At 52.0% G+C, this 19,485-nt stretch carries 19 protein-coding genes; 3 read left to right on the top strand and 16 right to left on the bottom strand.

From position 1 onward, the window contains the following. Positions 1 to 526: 526 nt before the first annotated feature. Positions 527 to 1,492, bottom strand: a complete 966-nt coding sequence (gene mdh, locus IGR76_11635) for a malate dehydrogenase (GenBank protein MBF2079141.1) — start codon at positions 1,490 to 1,492, stop codon at positions 527 to 529. 79 nt (positions 1,493 to 1,571) lie between these two features. Beyond that, positions 1,572 to 1,787, bottom strand: coding sequence for an NAD(P)H-quinone oxidoreductase subunit O (locus IGR76_11640; protein MBF2079142.1), 216 nt, complete (start codon positions 1,785 to 1,787; stop codon positions 1,572 to 1,574). Positions 1,788 to 2,101: 314 nt separating this feature from the next. On the opposite strand from IGR76_11640, the gene IGR76_11645 reads away from it, so the two are divergent. Next, the gene (locus IGR76_11645) at positions 2,102 to 3,700 is read left to right on the top strand and encodes a Ppx/GppA family phosphatase (protein ID MBF2079143.1); all 1,599 of its coding nucleotides are present in this window, start codon (positions 2,102 to 2,104) and stop codon (positions 3,698 to 3,700) included. 36 nt (positions 3,701 to 3,736) lie between these two features. Here the strand turns inward: IGR76_11645 and IGR76_11650 are convergent, their stop codons facing one another. The 12 genes from IGR76_11650 to IGR76_11705 all read right to left on the bottom strand — a co-directional run bounded on the left by IGR76_11650 (position 3,737) and on the right by IGR76_11705 (position 15,763). Next, complete coding sequence (locus tag IGR76_11650) at positions 3,737 to 4,162, bottom strand: FHA domain-containing protein (GenBank protein ID MBF2079144.1); 426 nt, start codon at positions 4,160 to 4,162, stop codon at positions 3,737 to 3,739. 252 nt (positions 4,163 to 4,414) lie between these two features. Then, entirely contained in the window at positions 4,415 to 4,768 is a 354-nt protein-coding gene (locus IGR76_11655) for a DUF1830 domain-containing protein (protein ID MBF2079145.1), read from the bottom strand. Between the two features lie 372 nt (positions 4,769 to 5,140). Next, positions 5,141 to 8,269 (bottom strand): DUF1574 domain-containing protein, encoded by a 3,129-nt coding sequence (locus IGR76_11660; GenBank protein ID MBF2079146.1) that lies wholly within the window; start codon positions 8,267 to 8,269, stop codon positions 5,141 to 5,143. Between the two features lie 513 nt (positions 8,270 to 8,782). After that, positions 8,783 to 8,872: a cytochrome b6-f complex subunit PetN gene (gene petN / locus IGR76_11665; protein ID MBF2079147.1), complete on the bottom strand. Its 90-nt coding sequence runs from the start codon at positions 8,870 to 8,872 to the stop codon at positions 8,783 to 8,785. A gap of 108 nt (positions 8,873 to 8,980) precedes the next feature. Further along, entirely contained in the window at positions 8,981 to 9,355 is a 375-nt protein-coding gene (locus IGR76_11670) for a pentapeptide repeat-containing protein (protein ID MBF2079148.1), read from the bottom strand. 24 nt (positions 9,356 to 9,379) lie between these two features. Beyond that, complete coding sequence (lptB, locus tag IGR76_11675; protein ID MBF2079149.1) at positions 9,380 to 10,108, bottom strand: LPS export ABC transporter ATP-binding protein; 729 nt, start codon at positions 10,106 to 10,108, stop codon at positions 9,380 to 9,382. 14 nt (positions 10,109 to 10,122) lie between these two features. Further along, positions 10,123 to 10,596, bottom strand: coding sequence for a hypothetical protein (locus tag IGR76_11680; GenBank protein MBF2079150.1), 474 nt, complete (start codon positions 10,594 to 10,596; stop codon positions 10,123 to 10,125). A 245-nt stretch (positions 10,597 to 10,841) separates the two neighbouring features. Then, positions 10,842 to 11,282 (bottom strand): DUF309 domain-containing protein, encoded by a 441-nt coding sequence (locus IGR76_11685; GenBank protein ID MBF2079151.1) that lies wholly within the window; start codon positions 11,280 to 11,282, stop codon positions 10,842 to 10,844. A 306-nt stretch (positions 11,283 to 11,588) separates the two neighbouring features. Then, the gene (locus tag IGR76_11690) at positions 11,589 to 13,115 is read right to left on the bottom strand and encodes a hypothetical protein (protein ID MBF2079152.1); all 1,527 of its coding nucleotides are present in this window, start codon (positions 13,113 to 13,115) and stop codon (positions 11,589 to 11,591) included. A 732-nt stretch (positions 13,116 to 13,847) separates the two neighbouring features. Continuing rightward, positions 13,848 to 14,648 (bottom strand): glutathione S-transferase family protein, encoded by an 801-nt coding sequence (locus IGR76_11695; GenBank protein MBF2079153.1) that lies wholly within the window; start codon positions 14,646 to 14,648, stop codon positions 13,848 to 13,850. A 47-nt stretch (positions 14,649 to 14,695) separates the two neighbouring features. Then, complete coding sequence (locus tag IGR76_11700) at positions 14,696 to 15,202, bottom strand: DUF2127 domain-containing protein (GenBank protein ID MBF2079154.1); 507 nt, start codon at positions 15,200 to 15,202, stop codon at positions 14,696 to 14,698. Positions 15,203 to 15,259: 57 nt separating this feature from the next. Beyond that, entirely contained in the window at positions 15,260 to 15,763 is a 504-nt protein-coding gene (locus IGR76_11705; GenBank protein ID MBF2079155.1) for a pentapeptide repeat-containing protein, read from the bottom strand. Positions 15,764 to 15,822: 59 nt separating this feature from the next. Here IGR76_11705 and IGR76_11710 point away from each other — a divergent pair, with 59 nt between their 5' ends. Next, complete coding sequence (locus IGR76_11710) at positions 15,823 to 15,993, top strand: hypothetical protein (protein ID MBF2079156.1); 171 nt, start codon at positions 15,823 to 15,825, stop codon at positions 15,991 to 15,993. Positions 15,994 to 16,185: 192 nt separating this feature from the next. Here IGR76_11710 and IGR76_11715 read toward each other — a convergent pair whose 3' ends face one another. Next, the gene (locus IGR76_11715; protein MBF2079157.1) at positions 16,186 to 16,710 is read right to left on the bottom strand and encodes a phosphoribosyltransferase; all 525 of its coding nucleotides are present in this window, start codon (positions 16,708 to 16,710) and stop codon (positions 16,186 to 16,188) included. Between the two features lie 289 nt (positions 16,711 to 16,999). Here IGR76_11715 and IGR76_11720 point away from each other — a divergent pair, with 289 nt between their 5' ends. Then, positions 17,000 to 18,421: an MFS transporter gene (locus IGR76_11720; protein MBF2079158.1), complete on the top strand. Its 1,422-nt coding sequence runs from the start codon at positions 17,000 to 17,002 to the stop codon at positions 18,419 to 18,421. A gap of 12 nt (positions 18,422 to 18,433) precedes the next feature. Here the strand turns inward: IGR76_11720 and IGR76_11725 are convergent. Continuing rightward, the coding region (locus tag IGR76_11725; protein ID MBF2079159.1) for an RNA helicase at positions 18,434 to 19,485 on the bottom strand (1,052 nt) is incomplete at its 5' end.

Genomic DNA, 19,485 nt, shown 5'->3' on the forward strand with positions numbered 1-19,485 from the left:
TCCAGCGTTATACTCTGACCAGTTGCGGATGCGGTATTGAGGTTTCATGGCAGGTTTTATATGTGATAACTGAAATTTACCATGCCTCTCCTGCCCGCAACCCCTCTTTCATGCAACAACGCCGTTTTTATTTATAAAATTTGTTGCAAATATCGGGCATCTAACATAGTCCCTGAGGCGGACGGCACAGAGGTTATCGTTGGGTGTTTGAGGTTATCTACCGCCGCACAACTTCACCGTTATCATGCTCCCGCACAAATAGAGGTATTGCACTCGTTGTTGCAGTGATATCTATGTTCCCGACGGATCCCAGAAAGTCTCTGTTGAGGTGCAAGATGAAGGGCGTCGCTCCTAGCCCAAAGTCCCAGGAGATCTCCGTTGGGGTGCAAGTTTAAGGGCGATCGCGCTTACAGAACCAGAGGGGCGATCGCCCTGTACTCAAATCAGAGTATCCAGATCTGCGACGTCTTGTATGAAGCCAATACGCTACTTTTGGAACATGAATAAGACGTCGCAGATCTACTTGCTACAGCATTGCCATCGCTTTGTGGATATTTTCCTTCACGGACTCCGCCGAACGGTGTAGGGCTTGGCGTTCTTGATCCGTCAGCTCTAGCTCAACGATGGAATGCACTCCCTGACAGGTGAGATAGCACGGTAAGCCAATAAACAAATCGTCTAGACCATACTCGCCTTGAGCATAGACCGCAATCGGCAGCAGCCGCGAATGGTTATTGAGAATCGTTTCAACCATGGCATAGGTCGAAGAGGCCGGAGCATAGTAGGCTCCCCCCGTTTGCATCAATTTCACGATCTCCGATCCACCTTGGCGCGTCCGTTCCACTAGACGCTCAATTGTTTGTTCATCCATTAATTGCGTAATCGGCACACCATTCACCGTAGAGTAGCGCGGCAGCGGCACCATCAAATCGCCATGGCCACCTAACACCATCGCATTCACCCCCATGCTGGAGATACCCAGTTCCATCGCAATGAAGGTTTCAAGCCGCGATGAGTCCAAAATCCCTGCCATGCCCATCACCCGTTTTGCAGGTAGACCCGTTGCTTTCCACGCCAGGTAGGTCACCACATCCAGCGGATTCGTCACCACGATCAAGAGCGCATCGGGGGAATGGGCGATCGCCTTTTGAGCCGTATCCACCACAATTTTGGCATTGGTTTTCATCAGGTCGTCGCGCGTCATCCCCGGTTTGCGTGGAATGCCTGCCGTAATTACCACCACCGCCGAATTGGCCGTATGGGCATAGTCATCCGTACCAATAATTTCGCAATCGTGCTGTTCGATCCCTCGCGCCTCCATCAGATCGAGCGCAATCCCCTGGGGTCGCCCCGGCTCAATATCCAACAGCACCACATTCGCCACGTTCTTCTCGGCAATGCGCTGAGCCAAGGTGCTGCCAACATTCCCGGAACCAATGATAGAAACCTTGGGAAACGGCAAACAGTTTATGGGTCGGGGAAAAACAGACATAGCTTTACAACAGAAATCGCCACCTATCCGGTGACGATCATCTTAGCGAACCGCTTATTGTCTGAACGGAAACCTTATTCTATTGAAACGTTTCTAGCTGATCGACGCGCAGCCAGATATTGGAGGTCGGAACATAGCCAAATTTAATCAGGGCATAGTCACCACGAAGATCGAGCACTTCACCTCCCGTTTCAAAAATATAGGGAGGAAAACGAGGATCGCTTGCGGTGGCCTCGACGCTATTTTCCAACTTTTCACGAACGACCCGAACCAATGTGCCTTTTTTTACTGCCATAACGCCAACGTCTGGAACTGCTTCTAGGATTGAGGTTACCGGGCACCTGCCCGTCCCAAGCCTAGAGAAACCCTAAGGACTTGGGAGAGATCGCCCTGCTTGCCATTGTACGGGGTTATGGGCAAGGAAAATTCTTAGAGCAATAGCAATTCATAACCATAGCCATAGCCATTCATGAACAGATGCTACGGGATTGCCCATGAATCACCGAGAGGTAAACACAATTTGGCATAATCAAAGCGCAGTATGCGGGATTCACCTGATCGATCCTTGAGATCACCCTGCGGATCTTCGCCTTCGTTTTTTGAGCCTTCATGGTCAACACCATTCCCAAGCAAAACCGTATCCTTGCCGCGATCGATGTCGGCACGAACTCAATTCACATGGCAGTCGTGCGAATTCAGCCGAGTTTGCCTGCATTTACCATCATTGATCGGGAAAAAGATATGGTGCGCTTGGGCGAACGCGATCGCGCCACCGGACATCTAACCGAGGCCGCCATGAGTCGGGCGATCGCCACCCTCCAACGCTGCAAATCCATTGCCGAAAGCTATAACGTCGATGCCATTGTTGCTACGGCTACCAGTGCTGTCCGGGAAGCTCCCAACGGACGGGAGTTCCTAGACCGTGTGGAATCCGAGGTGGGCTTGGCGGTCGATCTGATTTCCGGACAGGAAGAAGCCCGTCGGATCTACTTAGGCGTACTCTCGGTCGTCGAGTTTAACCAACAGCCCCACATTATCATCGATATCGGTGGGGGTTCCACAGAAATCATTCTGGGCGACGAGCATGAGGCCAGTTTCCTTAGCAGCACCAAAGTCGGTGCCGTGCGCCTAACATCGGATATGGTGACAACCGATCCGATTAGCGCCAGTGAGTTTAACGACCTGCAAGCCTACATTCGCGGCATGGTAGAGCGTCCCATTGAAGAATTACAGTCCCATCTAAAACCTGGATGTCCTGCAAAACTGGTGGGCACATCGGGCACGGCGGAAACCCTCGCCACCATTCACGCTTATGATCGCCTGGGAACCGTTCCCGATCCACTCCACGGCTACGAGTTTAGTCTGGACGACCTGAAGGCGATCGTGAACCGATTACGAAAATCGAGCTACGCCGAACGGCTAACCATACCGGGCATCTCCGATCGACGGGCAGAGATTATCCTGGCCGGGGCGCTGATCCTCCAAGAGGCGATGACCTTACTCAATGCCCCCTCTATCATGATTTGTGAGCGATCGCTCCGCGAGGGGATCATCGTGGATTGGATGCTCACCCACGGTCTGATCGAAGATCGCCTTCGCTTCCAGGGTTCCGCTCGCCAACGCAGCGTTCTACGCGCCGCCCACAAGTACCAAGTTAATCTGCCCCATGCGGAGCGGGTCACACAATTCACACTAGATCTGTTTGATCAAACCCAGGGCATCCTGCACGATTGGGGCGATCGCGAGCGAGATCTGCTCTGGGCGGCGGCCATGCTGCATAACTGCGGTCACTTCATTAGCCATGCGGCCCACCACAAACACTCGTATTACCTCATTCGCAATGGCGATTTGCTGGGCTACACCGAACCCGAAATTGAAACTATTGCCAACCTAGCCCGCTACCACCGTCGCAGCATGCCGAAGAAAAAGCATGACACCTATCGCAGCCTCAGCAGCAAGCGCGATCGCCAAATTGTGGATCGGCTTAGCCCCCTGCTGCGCCTCGCCGCCGCCCTGGATCGACGTCAAATTGGGGCAATTCAAAAGCTCAAGTGTCAACATCACCCCGAGGAACACACGATGCATCTTTTCCTCACCCCAACCCATAGCGATGACGACTGTGCGCTAGAACTCTGGAGTTTGAATCAGAAAAAAAGCTGTTTTGAGTCTCAGTTCAATCTCAAACTAGTTCCGATACTCGTGCGATAGAAGCCCTACTGCCTATCGGAACACCAAAGTCGCCCCCTAAAGGGTATCGAACTCGTCAGCGTCGAGCATATCGAAGTTAATCAGGGTGGTCTCAGAGTCCTGATATATGGGCGACGTCTCAGCTTGATTCAGTAGGTAATACCGTGCCGAGACCTCAGGCCCAAAAATAATCTCGTCGCCATCTTTGAGATCGTGGGCTTGGATTTTTCGCCCATTGATCCGGAGGCCATTTGCGCTGAGCTTTCCCTTCAAGTTGCCATCCACAAGCCGATAGTACGTACCATAATCATCCGTGAGTTGAACTAGCGTGGCGTGCCGACGCGACACGTACTGCGAAAAGAGGCGAATGTCGCTTTTGGGATCGCGTCCAATCGAGTAAACCGAACTACTCAGATTAAACTCTCGCCGTCCTTTGCTATCATCAATAACCAGCAGGTGATTTCGTTTGTACTGCGGAACCATTCAAATCAAAAATAGTTTTCAGAAAGATTCAGGTTATAGGGGAATAGTAAACGTTTTGATGCAATACTCGCGCATAAAAATTAGAGAGTAGGCAAAGCGATCGCTTCAGCAAAACAGGGGCGAACGCCTGTTCAACCCCTGCATTAAGTTCGCTATGTCAAAATCGGTCTGTAGACAAGGACTTTGCGGTAGAGGTTTCAACTCTATAGAGCAGTTCACTGAGACTCAGGCGAGAGGTGCTTCAACGCCATCTCAATCATAGGATGCCATTGTTGCTAACACCTCACGGTCATGGGCTTTGAACTCGCTACTAGCATCGATAACGCCCATTTCAGCCATATCGCCTGCTTCAATCTCAATCTGGAGGCGATCGCAGGGAATGGTATCTGAAAGAATTGCGCTCGCCATCATACCGCAGTGGATCTCAAGCTGGGCAATGGGTAACGTTTCAAAAATTAGGCGCTGCCCTGGAAACACAACCCGTTCAAAATACCAGTTCTGAATGTTCGTGATCCGAACAACTTGAATCTTGCTAGTCGCATTGACATAGCAGCAAAGAATCTTATCGGACTGATTTGGTGGTAGGGGATCAAGAATCTGCGCCATAGTCGCTGAGGAGCTCCGGAACGTTGTTGGTTTGCCAGCGCCAAAACTTAAAGACGCCAGTATTAAGCTAACACTCCCAAAATACGACTAGCTGTAAACGCGACTACCAACCTCTTTGAGAGAATTCTGACGTCTGAAGCCGATAAAATCAAGAAAAGGCAAAGCTTTCAAGGCTTTTTAGATAGCACGACAAGTCATCTTAATTATTTCTTAGGGATCGTTCCTATCCTCAAAAAATATTCCAAAATCTATCCTGAGAAGGTCTCTTGCCGACTTTTGGAATCTATGTCAAAAAAGGCCTAAATGTCACAGATATTTACACTCATTGACGTTTTATGTTGTTTTAGGACGATTTGCGTCATTAATTTGAGTCTAGAGTTCAGAGGGGCGATCGCGCCCCGCATCTGCCAAAACTGCCCACGGAATCATCGGATCCTGCGCTAACCGTAGCGATACAGCATAGGCTCCATAACGGTTGAGGTGGCTGGGATCGGAGAAATATCGGTACTCCGTTGGCCAAGCTTCACCCAAATCCCGGAACACCAGTGCCCCCTGGGAAACATCCTCTGTGAACATATATTGCTTGAACTCCTGTTCGTAGCCTTTCCGAACGGAATCCAAATATTGATCCGTCAGCGGTAGGTTTACGAATACCAGGGGAACGTTATATCGCTGGGTGACTTGAAGCACCGCATCCAGGGCTGCGGTTTGCTGCCCTTCTAGCCGAAATCCATCGTAGTCTCGATCAAAACCACCGCTCACCCTAGCATATTCCTGGTAGTAGGTCGCAGGGTTAAACTGCAAATCCAAGGGCAGAAATCCGTTGATATCAACCATGTCCTCGGTCAGCGCGAGATCCGATAAACGCGCCGCATCCGTCGTGGATGATCCCGCTTGCCGCATTTGTCGATCCAGAGGTGGCGTCGGCAACGTTGCCATCATGCCGTTTTGGATTAGGCTTTTCAGGCGATCGCGCTCATCATAGGCAGGAATCCGAGTTGCAAGCTGGTCACTTAACCAACGGTCTAGCGCTTGATAGCTAGCTCCCAAGGCCGCTAAACCCGATGACGATGTCGCAGAATCCTTGGCTACAGCTCCGGATACGGATGGCGCAATCACTGCTCCTGATGCCAGCAGTTGATACCCATCCGAAGACACAATGCCGTTATAGGTCACATCTTCGCGACCACTGTTGAGCGCCCGTGCCCCATCCGCCCAGATGATCAGCTTGGGCAACTGCTCTGGAGTCAGTAACCGCTGCAACACCAACTCCACTACCTGAGCCGTTGCCCCGTTGATTCCGAAGTTAAAAACCGACACATCGGCATACCCCAGTTTAGCTAATGCCTCCGACAAGGCCACCGGATCAACGCCGCGCAGAGCACGGGAACTGCCCACCACGAGCACATCGGGCGGGCCTTCTTCAGCAACCCGCTGATAATAAAGCGCCAATTTCTGATCCAACTGCTGGCTGTTAAAGGTCGGCAAGTCCAGCGTTTTTTCAGCGGTGGCAAGGGCGATGTCTGCGGAGGGCAGAATGGGGCTAGAGGCCAAAATGATCTGCTGGCGCTGACTTGGCGAGGTGGGTATTTCTGTGAATGCCGTATCCGGCGCAGGCTGGGGATCAGGCTCTGCCGCTGGTGCTTGAAACACGGACGCCAACTCTGCTTGCTGCTGGGCGCTGGCTTGCTGGCGATCGCGCTGAAGCAGTCCCGACATGAGCCAGGTGGTTTGTACCGTTAGTAACAATCCCGCCGCTGCCCACACCGAGGCCGCTTTCAAACTTTGGCGGGCAGAGGAGGTGCGTAATCCCGTGGGCTGATCGTTCGCAGGCTGATGCCGAACGATCGCACGGACATCCGGGTGTAGCGTAAAGATCTGCGATCGCACGAGGGCATTTTGCACCTGCTGCACCGTTTGGTGAACCCAGCGCTTTCCGGCAGCCCGAACCTCGGTTGGCGTTACGTCGAGCAGAAAGATGGACTCATTCACCGGAGCCACCAATTCACCCACCAGCGCATCGGTGACCGCAAATTCTGGGGCGGGCTGCGGCACGTAGCGTTCCCGCTGGGCAAAGTCTGATCCGTAGCTCCAGGCCGGACGCTTTTGCCCAGAGCGACGACCATATACCCGCACTCCGGTAATGCTGGGTAAATTTAGCGGTTTTATAAACTTGACGATCGCCCGTCCCACCTGCCGCTGTTCTGGACACACGGCCGCATCACACATCACATGGAGGAGATCATCCTTCGGCAAAAGCTGGACGCGGATGCCCCCCGTCGCCAAATACTGATCCAAGTCCGGATTCAACACTCGACTCAGCAAAAAGGCGATCGCCGACCAATCTTCTGTCTGGGCAAGATCCATCGGCAGTTCCGCCAAGGCCGGATGCATCGACGCTGGCAGATCAAGCCACTGCACCCACGTCGGTTCTGCATCTGCTTGGGGTTGCCCATACAACACCGCCTGCTGAATTCCCTGGGGAGCCAGACTCTCTAAAAGGCTAGCCACACCCGCACGAATCGCAGATTCATCGGGAAGGGTGCTGGGGAGAGATGTGCCCGTACAGAAAAGATGGAGGGTCGATTGCTTGAGCGTAGCCGTAAGTAGACGGGCATTCTGAGCCGTCAGCACTGGTTCAAGAATTCGACTAATCGCTTCTACATCGCCCCAGCGTGCCCATTCCCGCAGACGCTCCTCCTTCGGGGTCAGGTCTACCCACAGCATCCAGTCCGGACGGGTCTCTCCTTGCACCTGAATCTGAACTACGGCATCCCGAAACCCTGTTAGGTTCAAATCTTGCAGTTGCTGCACTAGGGGCTTAGCAATCAGGGATGGAGTCGGGCTGTAGGAGGCGTCGCAGGTAATCCATAGCCGCTGGGTGGGCAGCGACGCCGCATGAGCCGGTTGGAACCCAGCCATCGTCCATACTGGGGCTAGCGCCTCACTAGACACCGCCCGCTCGCTTGCCTTGGCGCTTACATTAACGCCAATGCCAAAACTGCTGAGGGTTTCGCTGAGGTAGCGGGCGATCGCCTCGACATCTCCCCGCTGCGCCATGCTCCGATTGGAGAGCATCAACGACGCATCTGGGACGGCGGGAGGAAAGGCTGGTTCTGGGGACGTGATTTCAGATTGCGCGGTTGAATCTACCGTCTCAGGGGATTCTGTGGACTCAGGCGCAGCTTGAAACCGCTGTTGAAGCCGCTGCCAGTGATAGCTAAGTTGATTTAAATTGAGAGTTTCTTGCCAATCGGGACGAGGCTGCTGGAGCGATCGCCCATATAAAACCACTTGATAGACCGCAGGATGATCGTCCGGCAACAGGTTTGCAAGGGGAGTTGCTTGTAGCGCTTGCAGCACCTTTTGCACCATCTCGTTCTGTACCGGGCACGGATCGGCCTCTAACAAGAGGTGAAGCTGATTTCCTTGCAAGCGATACTTCACCCGCGGATAGGAAGGTTGCCCAAAGACCTGATGCAGCCATCGAGCAATTGGCATCGATGGAGAGGATGTCTTTATCGAACGATTCGCCTGGTTTCGCATTCCAACTTCAACACCACGATTCGGGGATTACGCCATTACGATTCCAACAAGGCCTTGACCTTAAGGCACGCTGCACCCAAAACGGAATTCTTTACGGCCAAAATTTAGCTACTATTACGCTTTGGACTGATGCGCGTCCGGGCGAGATCATCCTAGCATTTCTCTTTCAAAAGGGATCACGCTAAATATAGAAGTTATTTAGCCATGCAGCTCAGCTCATCCACTATTGACAGGCTCATCCCCATAAACGAACCGGGCTGAGAGATGATCTTAGCCCGGTTTATATTCTAATGATGCTCTTTTGAGCAAATACAAAAAATTTATCGCCCTCGTTCACGGCGGCGGCGATCGCGCCATTCCACCGTGGTTAAGTAGGCAATCCCCCCTGTAAACACCAGCATTAAGAGGAGCGACAGGGTTGCCAGAACCGTTAAAGGGGTCAGTTCAATACTCATGAGCAGAGGGTAGTTAGAGTCCGTTGCGTGCCCACACCACCATCGAGATGGAGAAGCTAAATACAACCAGAAGCCCAACCCAACCTAAGGTCAAAATATCCATTGCTTTTATTCCAATCGCTAACAAAACGCTCTAGTACTCTCGATCATAGTCCAAAGTCTGCCCTTTTTAGCGGAGGACTGCTGAGAAAAGTCGAGTCTTCCGCATCGGTTAGGGTGCAGGATTGGGGGGACGGGCGATCGCCCCTCGTGCCAGCAAACTGGTCACTAAGTGTAGGGACAGGGCGGGATCGTGGGTAAAGGTGGCGTTGGTAAAAACCGTGCCTCGCGAATCTGTCCATTTGAGGATTGCGTCTTCAAGGTGTGCGTTGGAGAAATCTGCGTGCGATACATCAGCTCCGGCAAAATTAACACCCGTGCAATCGGCTCCGGCAAAGTTGGCATAGCTGAGGTTCATGCCCTGGAGATTGGCATGGCGGAGATTAGCACCCCTGAGATCCGGCACGAGGTCGGGATATTGCCGCCGCCAATCGTTCCAGGGGTCGGCTCCAGCGTTCAACCAGGTTAGATGCTCCGCATTCGCCATACCGAACTTAACCTTGCCCCTCCATCACATCCGGAAATTGTCTCCCAAATAGTACTGCCGCACCAAGGGATTGCTGTAGAGTTCTTCGGCGGTGCCTGCGGCCAAAATTTGACCATCGCGCATGATGTACGCCCGATCGGTAATCGCCAACGTCTCGCGTACGTTGTGGTCGGTAATCAAAATTCCCATTTGGCGATCGCGAAATCCCGACAGGATTTCTTGAATTTCCGCCACCGCAATCGGATCGACTCCGGTGAAGGGTTCATCCAAGAGCAAAAACTTAGGGCCATCCATACCCGAGGCGAGCGATCGCGCCAATTCCGTCCGCCGCCGCTCCCCACCGGACACGTACGCGCCCTTGGTTTGCGCCACTTTTTCCAGGCGAAATTCTTGCAGCAAGTGATCCAATCGCTTTTGCCGCATCGACTTCGGAACGCCCGTTTGCTGTAGGACAAGGCGAATATTGTCTTGCACCGACAGGTTCCGAAAAATGCTAGGTTCCTGGGCGAGGTAGCCAATCCCTAGGTGCGCTCGCCGATGTATGGGCAGGTTGGTAATGTCTTTATCATCCAGCCACACCCGTCCCTGATTGGGGCGTTCCAGCCCTGTGGTGATGTAGAACGTCGTTGTCTTACCCGCTCCGTTGGGGCCAAGCAAACCGACAACCTCGCCTTGCCGCACCGACAGACTCACCCGCGAAACAACCGTCCGGCGACCGTAGGACTTATGTACATTTTCCAACGCAATTTTCAAGACGCGACCCTCAACTACGGACTCAGCAGCGTTTTGAATTCTGGCTTCGGGTTAAATTCCTCAGCCGGAGCAGTCGTAGCCGCTGGCGAAGCCGTATCGGGAACGAGATAAATGGATTGCACCTGTTGGCCTACATCCGGTTCAGCCACAAAGCGTCCTTCATCGATCAAATACGTCACCACCTCACCACGCAAGCTGTTCCCTTCCTGAAGCACGTACACATCACCGCTGAGAACAATTCGCTGTTCGCGGCTGTAGTACTGCGCCTCTGCCGAAGTCGCCTGAAGTTGACGGGCGGGATAATCGATCTGGACATTGCCGCGAGCCGTAATCACTCCAGTAATGGAATTAGCCTCCTGAATATCGGAACGTAGAGTCATAGGCTGATTTCGGGTTTCGCGTGCCTGGGCGATCGCCGGACGGGCAGTTCCAAAAGACACCCCGCCCAGCAACGCCATTCCCAACACAATGCTCCCCCATTGCCGCATCCGGCCAGACCGATTAATACATCTGTTTTCCATGAATCGAAGGAAGCCATCCATAGGTTTCACATGCGGAACTCGCGTATCATTCCAATTAAACATCATCTGGTAGAACTTACGCACTTGCGCGATTCAGAAGCCTAACACCGAATGTTCGGGGTACGATCATTCGGCCTTTCAAGAGATAGCGTACAGGGCGCACTACCTCCTGAAAGGGCTGTAGGCTATAACCTTGATCGCTCGGCTTTTGTCTACACTAGCACCGTAATGATTGGTCGTTTTACTGGTAGTGATGCAGGGTCGCTAGCAATTGTTTCCGGCAAGCCATCCATTGCATCAGGATTAATTTGAGCGGCGATCGCCCCAACCTGATCCGGACCGCTTTGCTGGAGGGTGGTTAGTAGGCGATCGCTCTGATCAATCAACTGCTCCACATCGATGCCAAAATACTCCGGCTGATACGGAACCAAGCGGCTAATACCCTCACCCAAAAGAATGACCGCACCTTTCCAATTCAAGTTACCCAAATGATAAAGCGCAACGGCAACTTGCAGCACCCCTTGCAGAAACGCTTTATCCGGGGCAACGGCCTCCATCCAAATCGCTTCGAGGGTGTCGTGGCAGTCGTAGAACTGGCCGTGGTTAAATTGTTCAACGCCACGCCAAAAATCTGCGGGGATTGTATCGGTCATGCGATCGCGCTAGGGTTTTGTCAGTCTTTTTACTCTAGCGCGGAATCTCGCAGAATCAGATGAACCACGATTTCCTGATGTTTTTGGGTGGCATTGGTGTTTTGATGACCTACCTCATCGTGTCTGCCGCCACGGAAATGGGGACAAAGCTGCCCTGGAGAAAATCATCGGCAGACAACTCAGAGGAGAAGTAAATCGGGAGCATCCCACATTGGCAAATTGATCAATGTCTGGAGTGCGGGCATCTTGCCCGCGAGCGGGACGCTCGCACTACCCGTACAAAATTGGGATGCTCCCAGTAAATCTCTAGCTGGAATCCATGGATAGCTTGTTCACTATCGGCGGGAAGGGGCGATCGCTCATGGCCTGAATCGATGCCCACGCTCGACGGATTCCGTGCCTCAAGCCATTATGCGTCGATGAATGAGGCTTCGGTAACAGGTCGGCACTCGATCCTTTGGAATCCTGAACAGATGAGGAATTACGGTCTTTATGAGGAGATTCCGTAACTGGAGTAGATCCTTCGGAGGGTTGATCTGGATTGGGATTACGGCCTTCTCGTTCTAATAAGCTTATATCTTGATCGAGCGTTGTTAGGTAAGCAGGGTGCCATAAGTCCTTGTGGCGATAGAGAGAACTGCCACCAATCCCGTATTCTGTTAATGCTTTAAATCGATCTGTAATCTGAACTGGTAGAGAATTCTGATTCAAAAGATCTGCAATCGCATTCCGGATCTTTTCTCGTGCTGTTTTTTCCTGTTGAGTATTCCACTGATTTCTAGAGTTTTCCACAGATGTGGAATTCCCAGATTTTAGACGTTCAAGATTGGACTGAGAATCTTCTTTAGAAACTCCGTAAGGAAAATAGCGGCTGGATTCAACACACCGAGTCCATTCTGCCGCTCGTTGTTCTAGTTCATGTTGATGGTTACACCAATCCGAATAGCCGGGTAGAGACTGGGCGATCGCCACAATTTGATTCGTTAACTCCTGCCCGCTCAGCGGTTTTCCACCTTCCAGAATGTGATGGAACACGTAGGTACGCAGAGCAATGCGACCGAGTAAATGATTGGTTTGACCGCGACCCGTCCAACCTTGCTCTAGTTCTAAATTCAAATCCGCTAAGAACTTCTCTGCCCGATTGGAAACAGGTCGTCGTAGAGTGTTTTGTTTCGCAACACAGCGTTCTAGAACACGGAGGTCTAACCCATTACGCTGCTGAGCCTGACGCCATTGGTGAACAAATCGGGTTTCGCTACTCCAAATCGGTGCAAAATCCTCATCTAGCAAGTAGGAGCCTGCCTGCATGGGTAAACGGTGGGCGTGGAACAGTGCAAGCTGCTCGCTGAACGGACGCACATTAGGGAAAATTTCGAGCTGTCCAGGTTTGAGACAAAAGCCTGCGCCTTCCAGATGGGAGGCAAGGGCGATCGCCAGTTTCCAGGACGTACAAGCCGTTGGAAACGGTAGGTAAAGATGAATTCCACCACTATCGCTAGAGGTACAGGCGATCGCTTCAACTAAGCCCAACGGTTCGAGGGCATCCAAGATCTGGGCGATCGCATAGGGTGCGTGGTGGGGGTGATAGGAACTCGTAGCATCAATGTCGATTAAGGCGTACTGGGTCGTTTTCCCAAAGCGCACACCATACAAGGCATTGCCCTGGCGAATCTTGCGATCGGAGAGGGGATATCGACGCTCGGTGCGCCATTGGGGAGAATGTCCCGGATCGGGATAGGGCGCGTAGATGTAGTCGAAGCGATGCGGAAACAGGGAGAGAAACGTGTCTCCTCTCTCGTGGATGTATTCAAACGGCTGAACCGCTGCTTCCACTAGATATCCCTGTCTTTCACGTAAAGGCAGAGAAATAATGCCAGATTTAGCGTTAGGACGTTGGGCCGGTGATCTTTACTTCTTTCTTAGAAAGTCTCAAGTCTGTAAACTCCTGCGAATTCAGGGGTTGAGAATTGCAGCGTGAACCGATCCGGATTGAAACGTGTCTCGATCCAGAACTGATCAGATCCCGATCAGGAGTTTTTTGTCTCACGCTCAAAGCCTTGGCTGACAAAGGATTGCTGCCATTTTTTTCCATTTTTTTGAAGTGAGACAACTTGGATGTAACGCTGAACCGTCCCAGCCCAGAACGGATCGATTCGACCTAGCGCGATCGCCCTAAGTTGTCTCATGGTAACGATCAGAGCGATCGCCCAGTCTTTCTAAAAAACAACAGAATTTTCATGCTTGAGTGAGTGGATTCGGAACAAGTTGTCTCACGAAGGCGCAAAGCGAAAAGACGTACTACTCTGGAGTATCTAGAGCTTCAAATGCTTGCTCTATAAGCTTTTTAGAGGAAAAGTTAAAGCTGGAGGGGCGATCGCCTGTGATCGAATCAGGATGGAATTGTCTTAAAAAAGACAAGAATCGATGACGATCGGTGCAAGACATGAGGTGAGCAGATTCGGAAAAAGTTGTCTCAAGGATAGACGCAACAAAAACCGGGATCTCCTAGTAATGGAAACCCCGGATTAAGGCTCTATGGGCGAGTGTAGAGATAGGGAGTACCCGTCAATCAATGCTGATGCGGGTCGGCCCCGATCCATTGCTAGGCGTGCTACCCGTGGGAGCAGCAAGCTTGCGATAGTCTGCATAGAGGCGATCGCGCCAATCCCAAAACACTTGATACGCCGGATTATCCGCTAACCCAGGCACCCCCTTCCCCTTAATCGATTCCGGAATCTTCAAGTACTGCCCCGCCGGAAACTTGGTGTACATGCTCAATCCAGCGACGGCAAAATCTGCCAGGGTTGGCGAGTCGGTGACTAAATAGGGGCGATCGACCAAAAGGGCGCTCAGGGATTCCAGATTTTGCTGCATGGTTCCGTGAGCGGTTTTCAGCACATCAGCCGTGAGGCCGACACCCAGCCCCAGCACATCGAAGAGACCCGCCGGGACAGCCCCCACCAAGGTTTTCAAAAAGTCGGGAGTACCTGTGGGCAAAACGGCAGTGCGCCAATCTGGATGTTGACCAAATGCGCCCAGCATCACTTTTCGCCCGTTGGTGCCCATCGACTCGTCTGCCCATTCCTCGAAAATAAAGCACATCGCCCGCTGAATTGGATCGGCAGGAATAATCGGCTTATCTGGATATTTTTCGTCTAGGTATTTGGCGATCGCCGTTGAATCGGCAATGATTTCAACCCCATCCTTTAAGACCGGAACCTGGCGTTGACCGGACATTTGATACAGATCCAGTTGTCCGATCCCTGGCGTCACCTCAATCGTTTTGTACTCTAAGCCTTTGTAGTCCAAAATCAGGCGAATTTTTTCGCAATAGTGCGATAGCTCAAACTGATATAGCTCAATCATGGTATAAATCTCGTCAATCTCTCTGTAGCAGGTTTTTCAGTGCGGCATTACGATGCCTGATTCAACTCTTGGTCATTGGCCTCATTAGCGGTTTGTGATTCCCAGGTATGAACCCAGTGGTAAATCAACACGCCAAAGATGAGCAGATTAATGGCAAATAGAAGACATTTGCTCCAAGAGGCATGGTGAATAATTTCGTACACTTCAACGGGAAGTAGCAATCCCACCAGCGTAATAAATAGCGGATCGGCCCAGCGTTTGCCCAACCAAAGTCCGGTTGCGGCGATCGCCACCAGCAATCCATACGCACCAGACACCCGTGCCACCAATTTGAGGGTAGCGGTTTGGGAATTGGTAACGGTTTCCAGAATCCAATGCACTAAGCCGTATTCTCCGTTTACGAGGTAGTCGTTTGCCCAAACGGTAACTTGGTCATAGTTGCGCCAGCTAAACGCAGAAATGACGGAAACGATTAGCAGAACCACCGCAAATAGGGCTTTCTTGATAATGACAATCTTTAAGAGTAAGGACGGAGAAGCTGATTGACTGGTCATAGTACTGATGCTGAGTTTTGAGTTTTCAATTTTGAGTTAACGGAACGCCACGATGGATTAACAGCCTAGGCTATCAAAGGTCGATACTCCAGTGACCGGATTCACGCCCTCCGCCCGTTTACACAGTTGCTTCAACTCGTAGCGATCGAGAATGGCGTTGGTGAAATCGGCTCCCGTAACGGTTACATCTTCAAAACTGGTGCGGGAAATGGTGGCGTCTTCCAAAATGGCATTCGTCAAATCTGCCCCCACCCAAAACACTCGATCCAGCAGGGTTCCAGTCAAGTTTGCGCCGCGCAGATTGGCATCCAACATTACGCCTTTGGTGAACATACTGTTGGTGAGGTCTGCCCCTTCAAAGTTGATGTTTCGCATTTCGGCGGCGATAAAGTTTTTGCCCGATAGGTTCTGGCCGGAAAAGTCCACATCATTGAGGTTGGCATTCGAGTAGTTCACCGTATCCTCTTGGGCGATCGCCATCGTCGGCGTGAAAACCATCCAGGCGATCGCCAACACCATTGCTATCAAAACTCGTAATTCCCAGCGCATCCCTTGCTTCATACTCAAAACCACCGTGTTCCCTAATGAATCCTTCTTCTCCCATTGTGGCGTAGATCGGCTTGGAAGTTGGGCGAACTGAATCAAATGGTCGTATTTCCTATTGGGGCAATATTTCAGAAGCAGACGATCGAGCGTTACGGGTGATTACGCTAGAGGATGAAGAAACCGTTCACAATGCTTTCTTTGACCGTAACTTTTATAAACGACAACAACGAGGTGAAGAACCCTAATGAAAATTCAATAAGTAGAGAGTCCTAACTAAACGTAGCTCTGGAACCTAGAAAGCTCGGTATACCGTTCTCAGGACATCGTTTAATTCAGGTTACCCACTTATTACCGAAGCTCTGGCCTACGATAAACATTTTGAGCAAGCAGGCTTCATTGCCCTACTCCGATAGCAGCAGATGGTGATCTACACAGTGCTAAGACGATAATTTGGCCGCGTGGTTGCGGGCTAGGTCTTCAATGCTCATTTGCTCATACTGCTCAAACGGCTGGTGAATCCAGGGGTTATCGGCTAAATATTCCACGTAATAATCCGGCTTAATCACCGAGCAATCCTTATACCACAGGACAGCTGTGCGAACGTCTTCAGTATAAAACCCGTATTTGCGATCCAGCCAGTCCAGGGATTTCTTAAGCGTCACCCCCGAATCCACCAGATCATCCACAATCAACAGGCGACTGCCGAGATTGGGAGTGGTCATGGTGAGGTCGCGGGAAAACGTAATCGAGCCGCGTACCCGATTTCCCGGGCCACCGTAAGAGGATGTGGCGAGGATGGCGAGGGGCACATCAAAAATGCGGGACAAGATGTCGCCAACCCGTAGGCCACCTTTGGCAAGACAGAGCAGTTGATTAAACTCCCACCCCGATTCGTACACTTGAACAGCAAGGCGTTCAACGGTGTGGTTGTAGTCCTCCCAAGACACAAAAAAATCTGACATGGCTAGTACGAGTGGCTAAGGTGAAATGTCGAAGCACAGGACGCCTATTGACTTTTCCGAGAACGAAAACGGGTTAAGACTTACCAACCTTTCCGTTTCCGAGACTGAAAAGCTCGATAAGATCATGAGAATCATACACTGCGATGCTGGTTCGCTTGTAGCCCGACGATACATCTCCTCTACAAGGTTGGCTGACAGATCGTTTCTGAGGCTGATCCAACTCGCTTCAGCGGGGGCGATCGTCTTTCCCGAATCTCCAATTCTCCTTGTTACCGTTTTCTAAAAATCTATGACTGAATCGTTGCCACCGTCTACCGCGAAACCCCTAAACCTCAGTACGAAACTGGCCTATGGTGCTGGAGACTTAGGGCCAGGGATGACTGCAAACCTAATGGCGTTTTCGCTGCTGTATTTTTTGACCAACGTGGCGGGGTTGAATCCGGCGATCGCCAGTCTTGCCGTACTCATTGGTAAAGTCTGGGACGGGGTGAATGATCCGATAGTCGGTTTTTTGAGCGATCGCACTCAGTCCGACAAAGGACGACGCCATTCCTGGATGATTTGGGGATCGGTTCCCTTTGGACTGGCTTTCTTCTTTATGTGGCTGGTGCCCGATTGGTCGCCAATGCTCAAATTTATCTACTACGCGGCGGTGGTCGTCATCTTCGATACGGCCTACACCGCTGTTAACTTGCCCTACGCTGCCTTAACTGCTGAGTTAACCAAAGATTACGACGAACGTACTGAACTAACCACCTTTCGGCTATCGTTCTCGCTGTTTGGGGCGGTGTCGGTGTTGGCGTTGGGATTGGTGCTGAGTCTGCTGATTCCCAATGCGCAGCAGCAGTATGTTGTGCTGGGATTACTATGTTCGGTGATTGCTGTCCTAGCCCTGCACTGGTGCATTTGGGGCACGATGAACCGCGCAAGGTTGCTTGGCCTGATGGATGTGGCTGAGTTGGACTTGGATACATCGGGTGACTTGCCCCTCACCCAACAAATTGCGATCGCCTTTCGCAATCGTCCCTTTCTCTTTGTCGTTGGGATTTACCTATTCTCCTGGCTGGGATTGCAGGTCACCGCTGCCGTGATTCCCTTCTATGTTGTCAACTGGATGCGGTTGGATTCCTACTTTCCGGCGGCGTTAACCGTGCAAGGAACGGCGATCGGGATGATCTTTATCTGCAATATTCTCAGCAAGCGAGTGGGTAAACGGGGATTGTATTTTATGGGGGTGGGATCGTGGATTCTGGTGCAATCGGGACTCTTTTTCCTACAGCCGAATCAGGTGGGATTAATGTACTTTCTGTGTGTGCTCGTTAGCTTTGGGGTAGCAACCACCTACCTGGTGCCTTGGGCGATGCTGCCCGATGTGATTGAACTGGATGAGTTGCAAACAGGGCAACGTCGGGAAGGAGTGTTTTACGCCTTTATGTCGTTGCTCCAAAAGGTGGGCTTGGCGCTGGGCATTTTTTGTGTGGGGGTGGCGCTGTCGGCAGCAGGTTTTGTAGAGGCGACGCCCGGTCAGCCGATTCCCGCACAGCCGGATTCCGCACTGTTGGCGATCCGAGTGGCGATCGGCCCTTTTCCAACGGTGTGTTTAATTCTAGGCATGATCTTGGTGTACTTCTATCCCATTACTCGTGAAGTCCACGAAGAAATTCTCCTGAAGCTCCGGGCGCGACGGGAACAGCAAGATCAGGATGAATAGAAATTGGATGTTCTACGCCTGGGACTCGTCGGCGTTTTGCACCAGATTCATGGCAGGTAAACCAATATCCTCACTGACGGGGAAGCGATCGATCGCCCGAATGGCATCGCGCGCACTGGTTTTTAGATTTGCTGCAAGATAGGGAACGTGGGGAATTTGGGATAGGAAATCAGCCGTGCGTCGTAAGATTCGCACAATATCGCCCTCGTCTAGGGAGGTGTTGGCGCATAGCTCCCCCCAGTCTTCGCCCAGTGCCCACTGTTCAACCAGGCCAATCCAGTCCACTTCCATCCACACCGGGAAGGAGACGTTATAGCGCCGCTGAATTTGGAAGAGGCGATGGCGAATACCACGGAGGCCACCCAAAGCCATATCCACATCTCGGGAATGGTTGTAGCGTGCCCAGGTATCCGGGCGGGACACTTCTGTAACAAGGGCGGCACAGACGGCGGCAAGCTGATGGGGGGTCAGGTCATCGAGCTCACCAGAGGCGAGGGCGAGTCCTAACCACAGTTCGTTATCACCCCGAATAGCAGCGGCCATTTCACCCAGGGGCGTCGGTTCTATCCCTTCTAGACAGTTGAACTGTTGCAGGATCGTCATCAGGGTCAGAAATTCCTGCCAGTAGCGCTGGGTGTATTTATGGAGCTTGGTGCGGCGATCGCTCAATTCCTCTTGGATCTTTTCAATCCGCTTTTGTCGCTTCAGTAAGTTACTAGGGTTGCCCCATTGCCGCGCCGGATGGGATTGCAACTGTTGCTCCACCGCCGCGACCCGCTCTATGTATTCCTGCACTTCGGGCGCGATGTCTGCGGTGGGGGGAATCGGCGGGATCTGCTGGGCGATCGCCTGGGTGGTGTCGTCACCGCTGCGGGACTGTCCTGGTTTCATGGGCATATCGGGTGGGGGATTGAGCGTATCGACCCGCGCAATCCGGGGAAACTCGGCATGAAAACCGACCACATCTGCGGTGGCCACCACATACCAGCGGTTATCGTGCCCAATGCACACCAGATAGGGAGCTTGACCCGGACTAGGGACTTTGGTGACCAGCACTGCAGGTA

The organism is Synechococcales cyanobacterium T60_A2020_003 (genome assembly GCA_015272205.1).
GTDB lineage: Bacteria > Cyanobacteriota > Cyanobacteriia > RECH01 > RECH01 > JACYMB01.

Excerpts from the sequence above, each read along its gene's own strand:
- IGR76_11660 (MBF2079146.1), bottom strand. The coding sequence starts at position 8,269 with ATGCCAATTGCTCGATGGCTGCATCAGGTCTTTGGGCAACCTTCCTAT.
- IGR76_11695 (MBF2079153.1), bottom strand. The coding sequence starts at position 14,648 with ATGATTGAGCTATATCAGTTTGAGCTATCGCACTATTGCGAAAAAATT.
- IGR76_11645 (MBF2079143.1), top strand. The coding sequence starts at position 2,102 with ATGGTCAACACCATTCCCAAGCAAAACCGTATCCTTGCCGCGATCGAT.
- IGR76_11715 (MBF2079157.1), bottom strand. The coding sequence starts at position 16,710 with ATGTCAGATTTTTTTGTGTCTTGGGAGGACTACAACCACACCGTTGAA.
- petN (MBF2079147.1), bottom strand. The coding sequence starts at position 8,872 with ATGGATATTTTGACCTTAGGTTGGGTTGGGCTTCTGGTTGTATTTAGC.
- IGR76_11650 (MBF2079144.1), bottom strand. The coding sequence starts at position 4,162 with ATGGTTCCGCAGTACAAACGAAATCACCTGCTGGTTATTGATGATAGC.
- IGR76_11705 (MBF2079155.1), bottom strand. The coding sequence starts at position 15,763 with ATGAAGCAAGGGATGCGCTGGGAATTACGAGTTTTGATAGCAATGGTG.
- IGR76_11685 (MBF2079151.1), bottom strand. The coding sequence starts at position 11,282 with ATGACCGATACAATCCCCGCAGATTTTTGGCGTGGCGTTGAACAATTT.
- IGR76_11670 (MBF2079148.1), bottom strand. The coding sequence starts at position 9,355 with ATGGCGAATGCGGAGCATCTAACCTGGTTGAACGCTGGAGCCGACCCC.
- IGR76_11655 (MBF2079145.1), bottom strand. The coding sequence starts at position 4,768 with ATGGCGCAGATTCTTGATCCCCTACCACCAAATCAGTCCGATAAGATT.
- IGR76_11640 (MBF2079142.1), bottom strand. The coding sequence starts at position 1,787 with ATGGCAGTAAAAAAAGGCACATTGGTTCGGGTCGTTCGTGAAAAGTTG.
- IGR76_11720 (MBF2079158.1), top strand. The coding sequence starts at position 17,000 with ATGACTGAATCGTTGCCACCGTCTACCGCGAAACCCCTAAACCTCAGT.
- mdh (MBF2079141.1), bottom strand. The coding sequence starts at position 1,492 with ATGTCTGTTTTTCCCCGACCCATAAACTGTTTGCCGTTTCCCAAGGTT.
- IGR76_11680 (MBF2079150.1), bottom strand. The coding sequence starts at position 10,596 with ATGCGGCAATGGGGGAGCATTGTGTTGGGAATGGCGTTGCTGGGCGGG.
- IGR76_11700 (MBF2079154.1), bottom strand. The coding sequence starts at position 15,202 with ATGACCAGTCAATCAGCTTCTCCGTCCTTACTCTTAAAGATTGTCATT.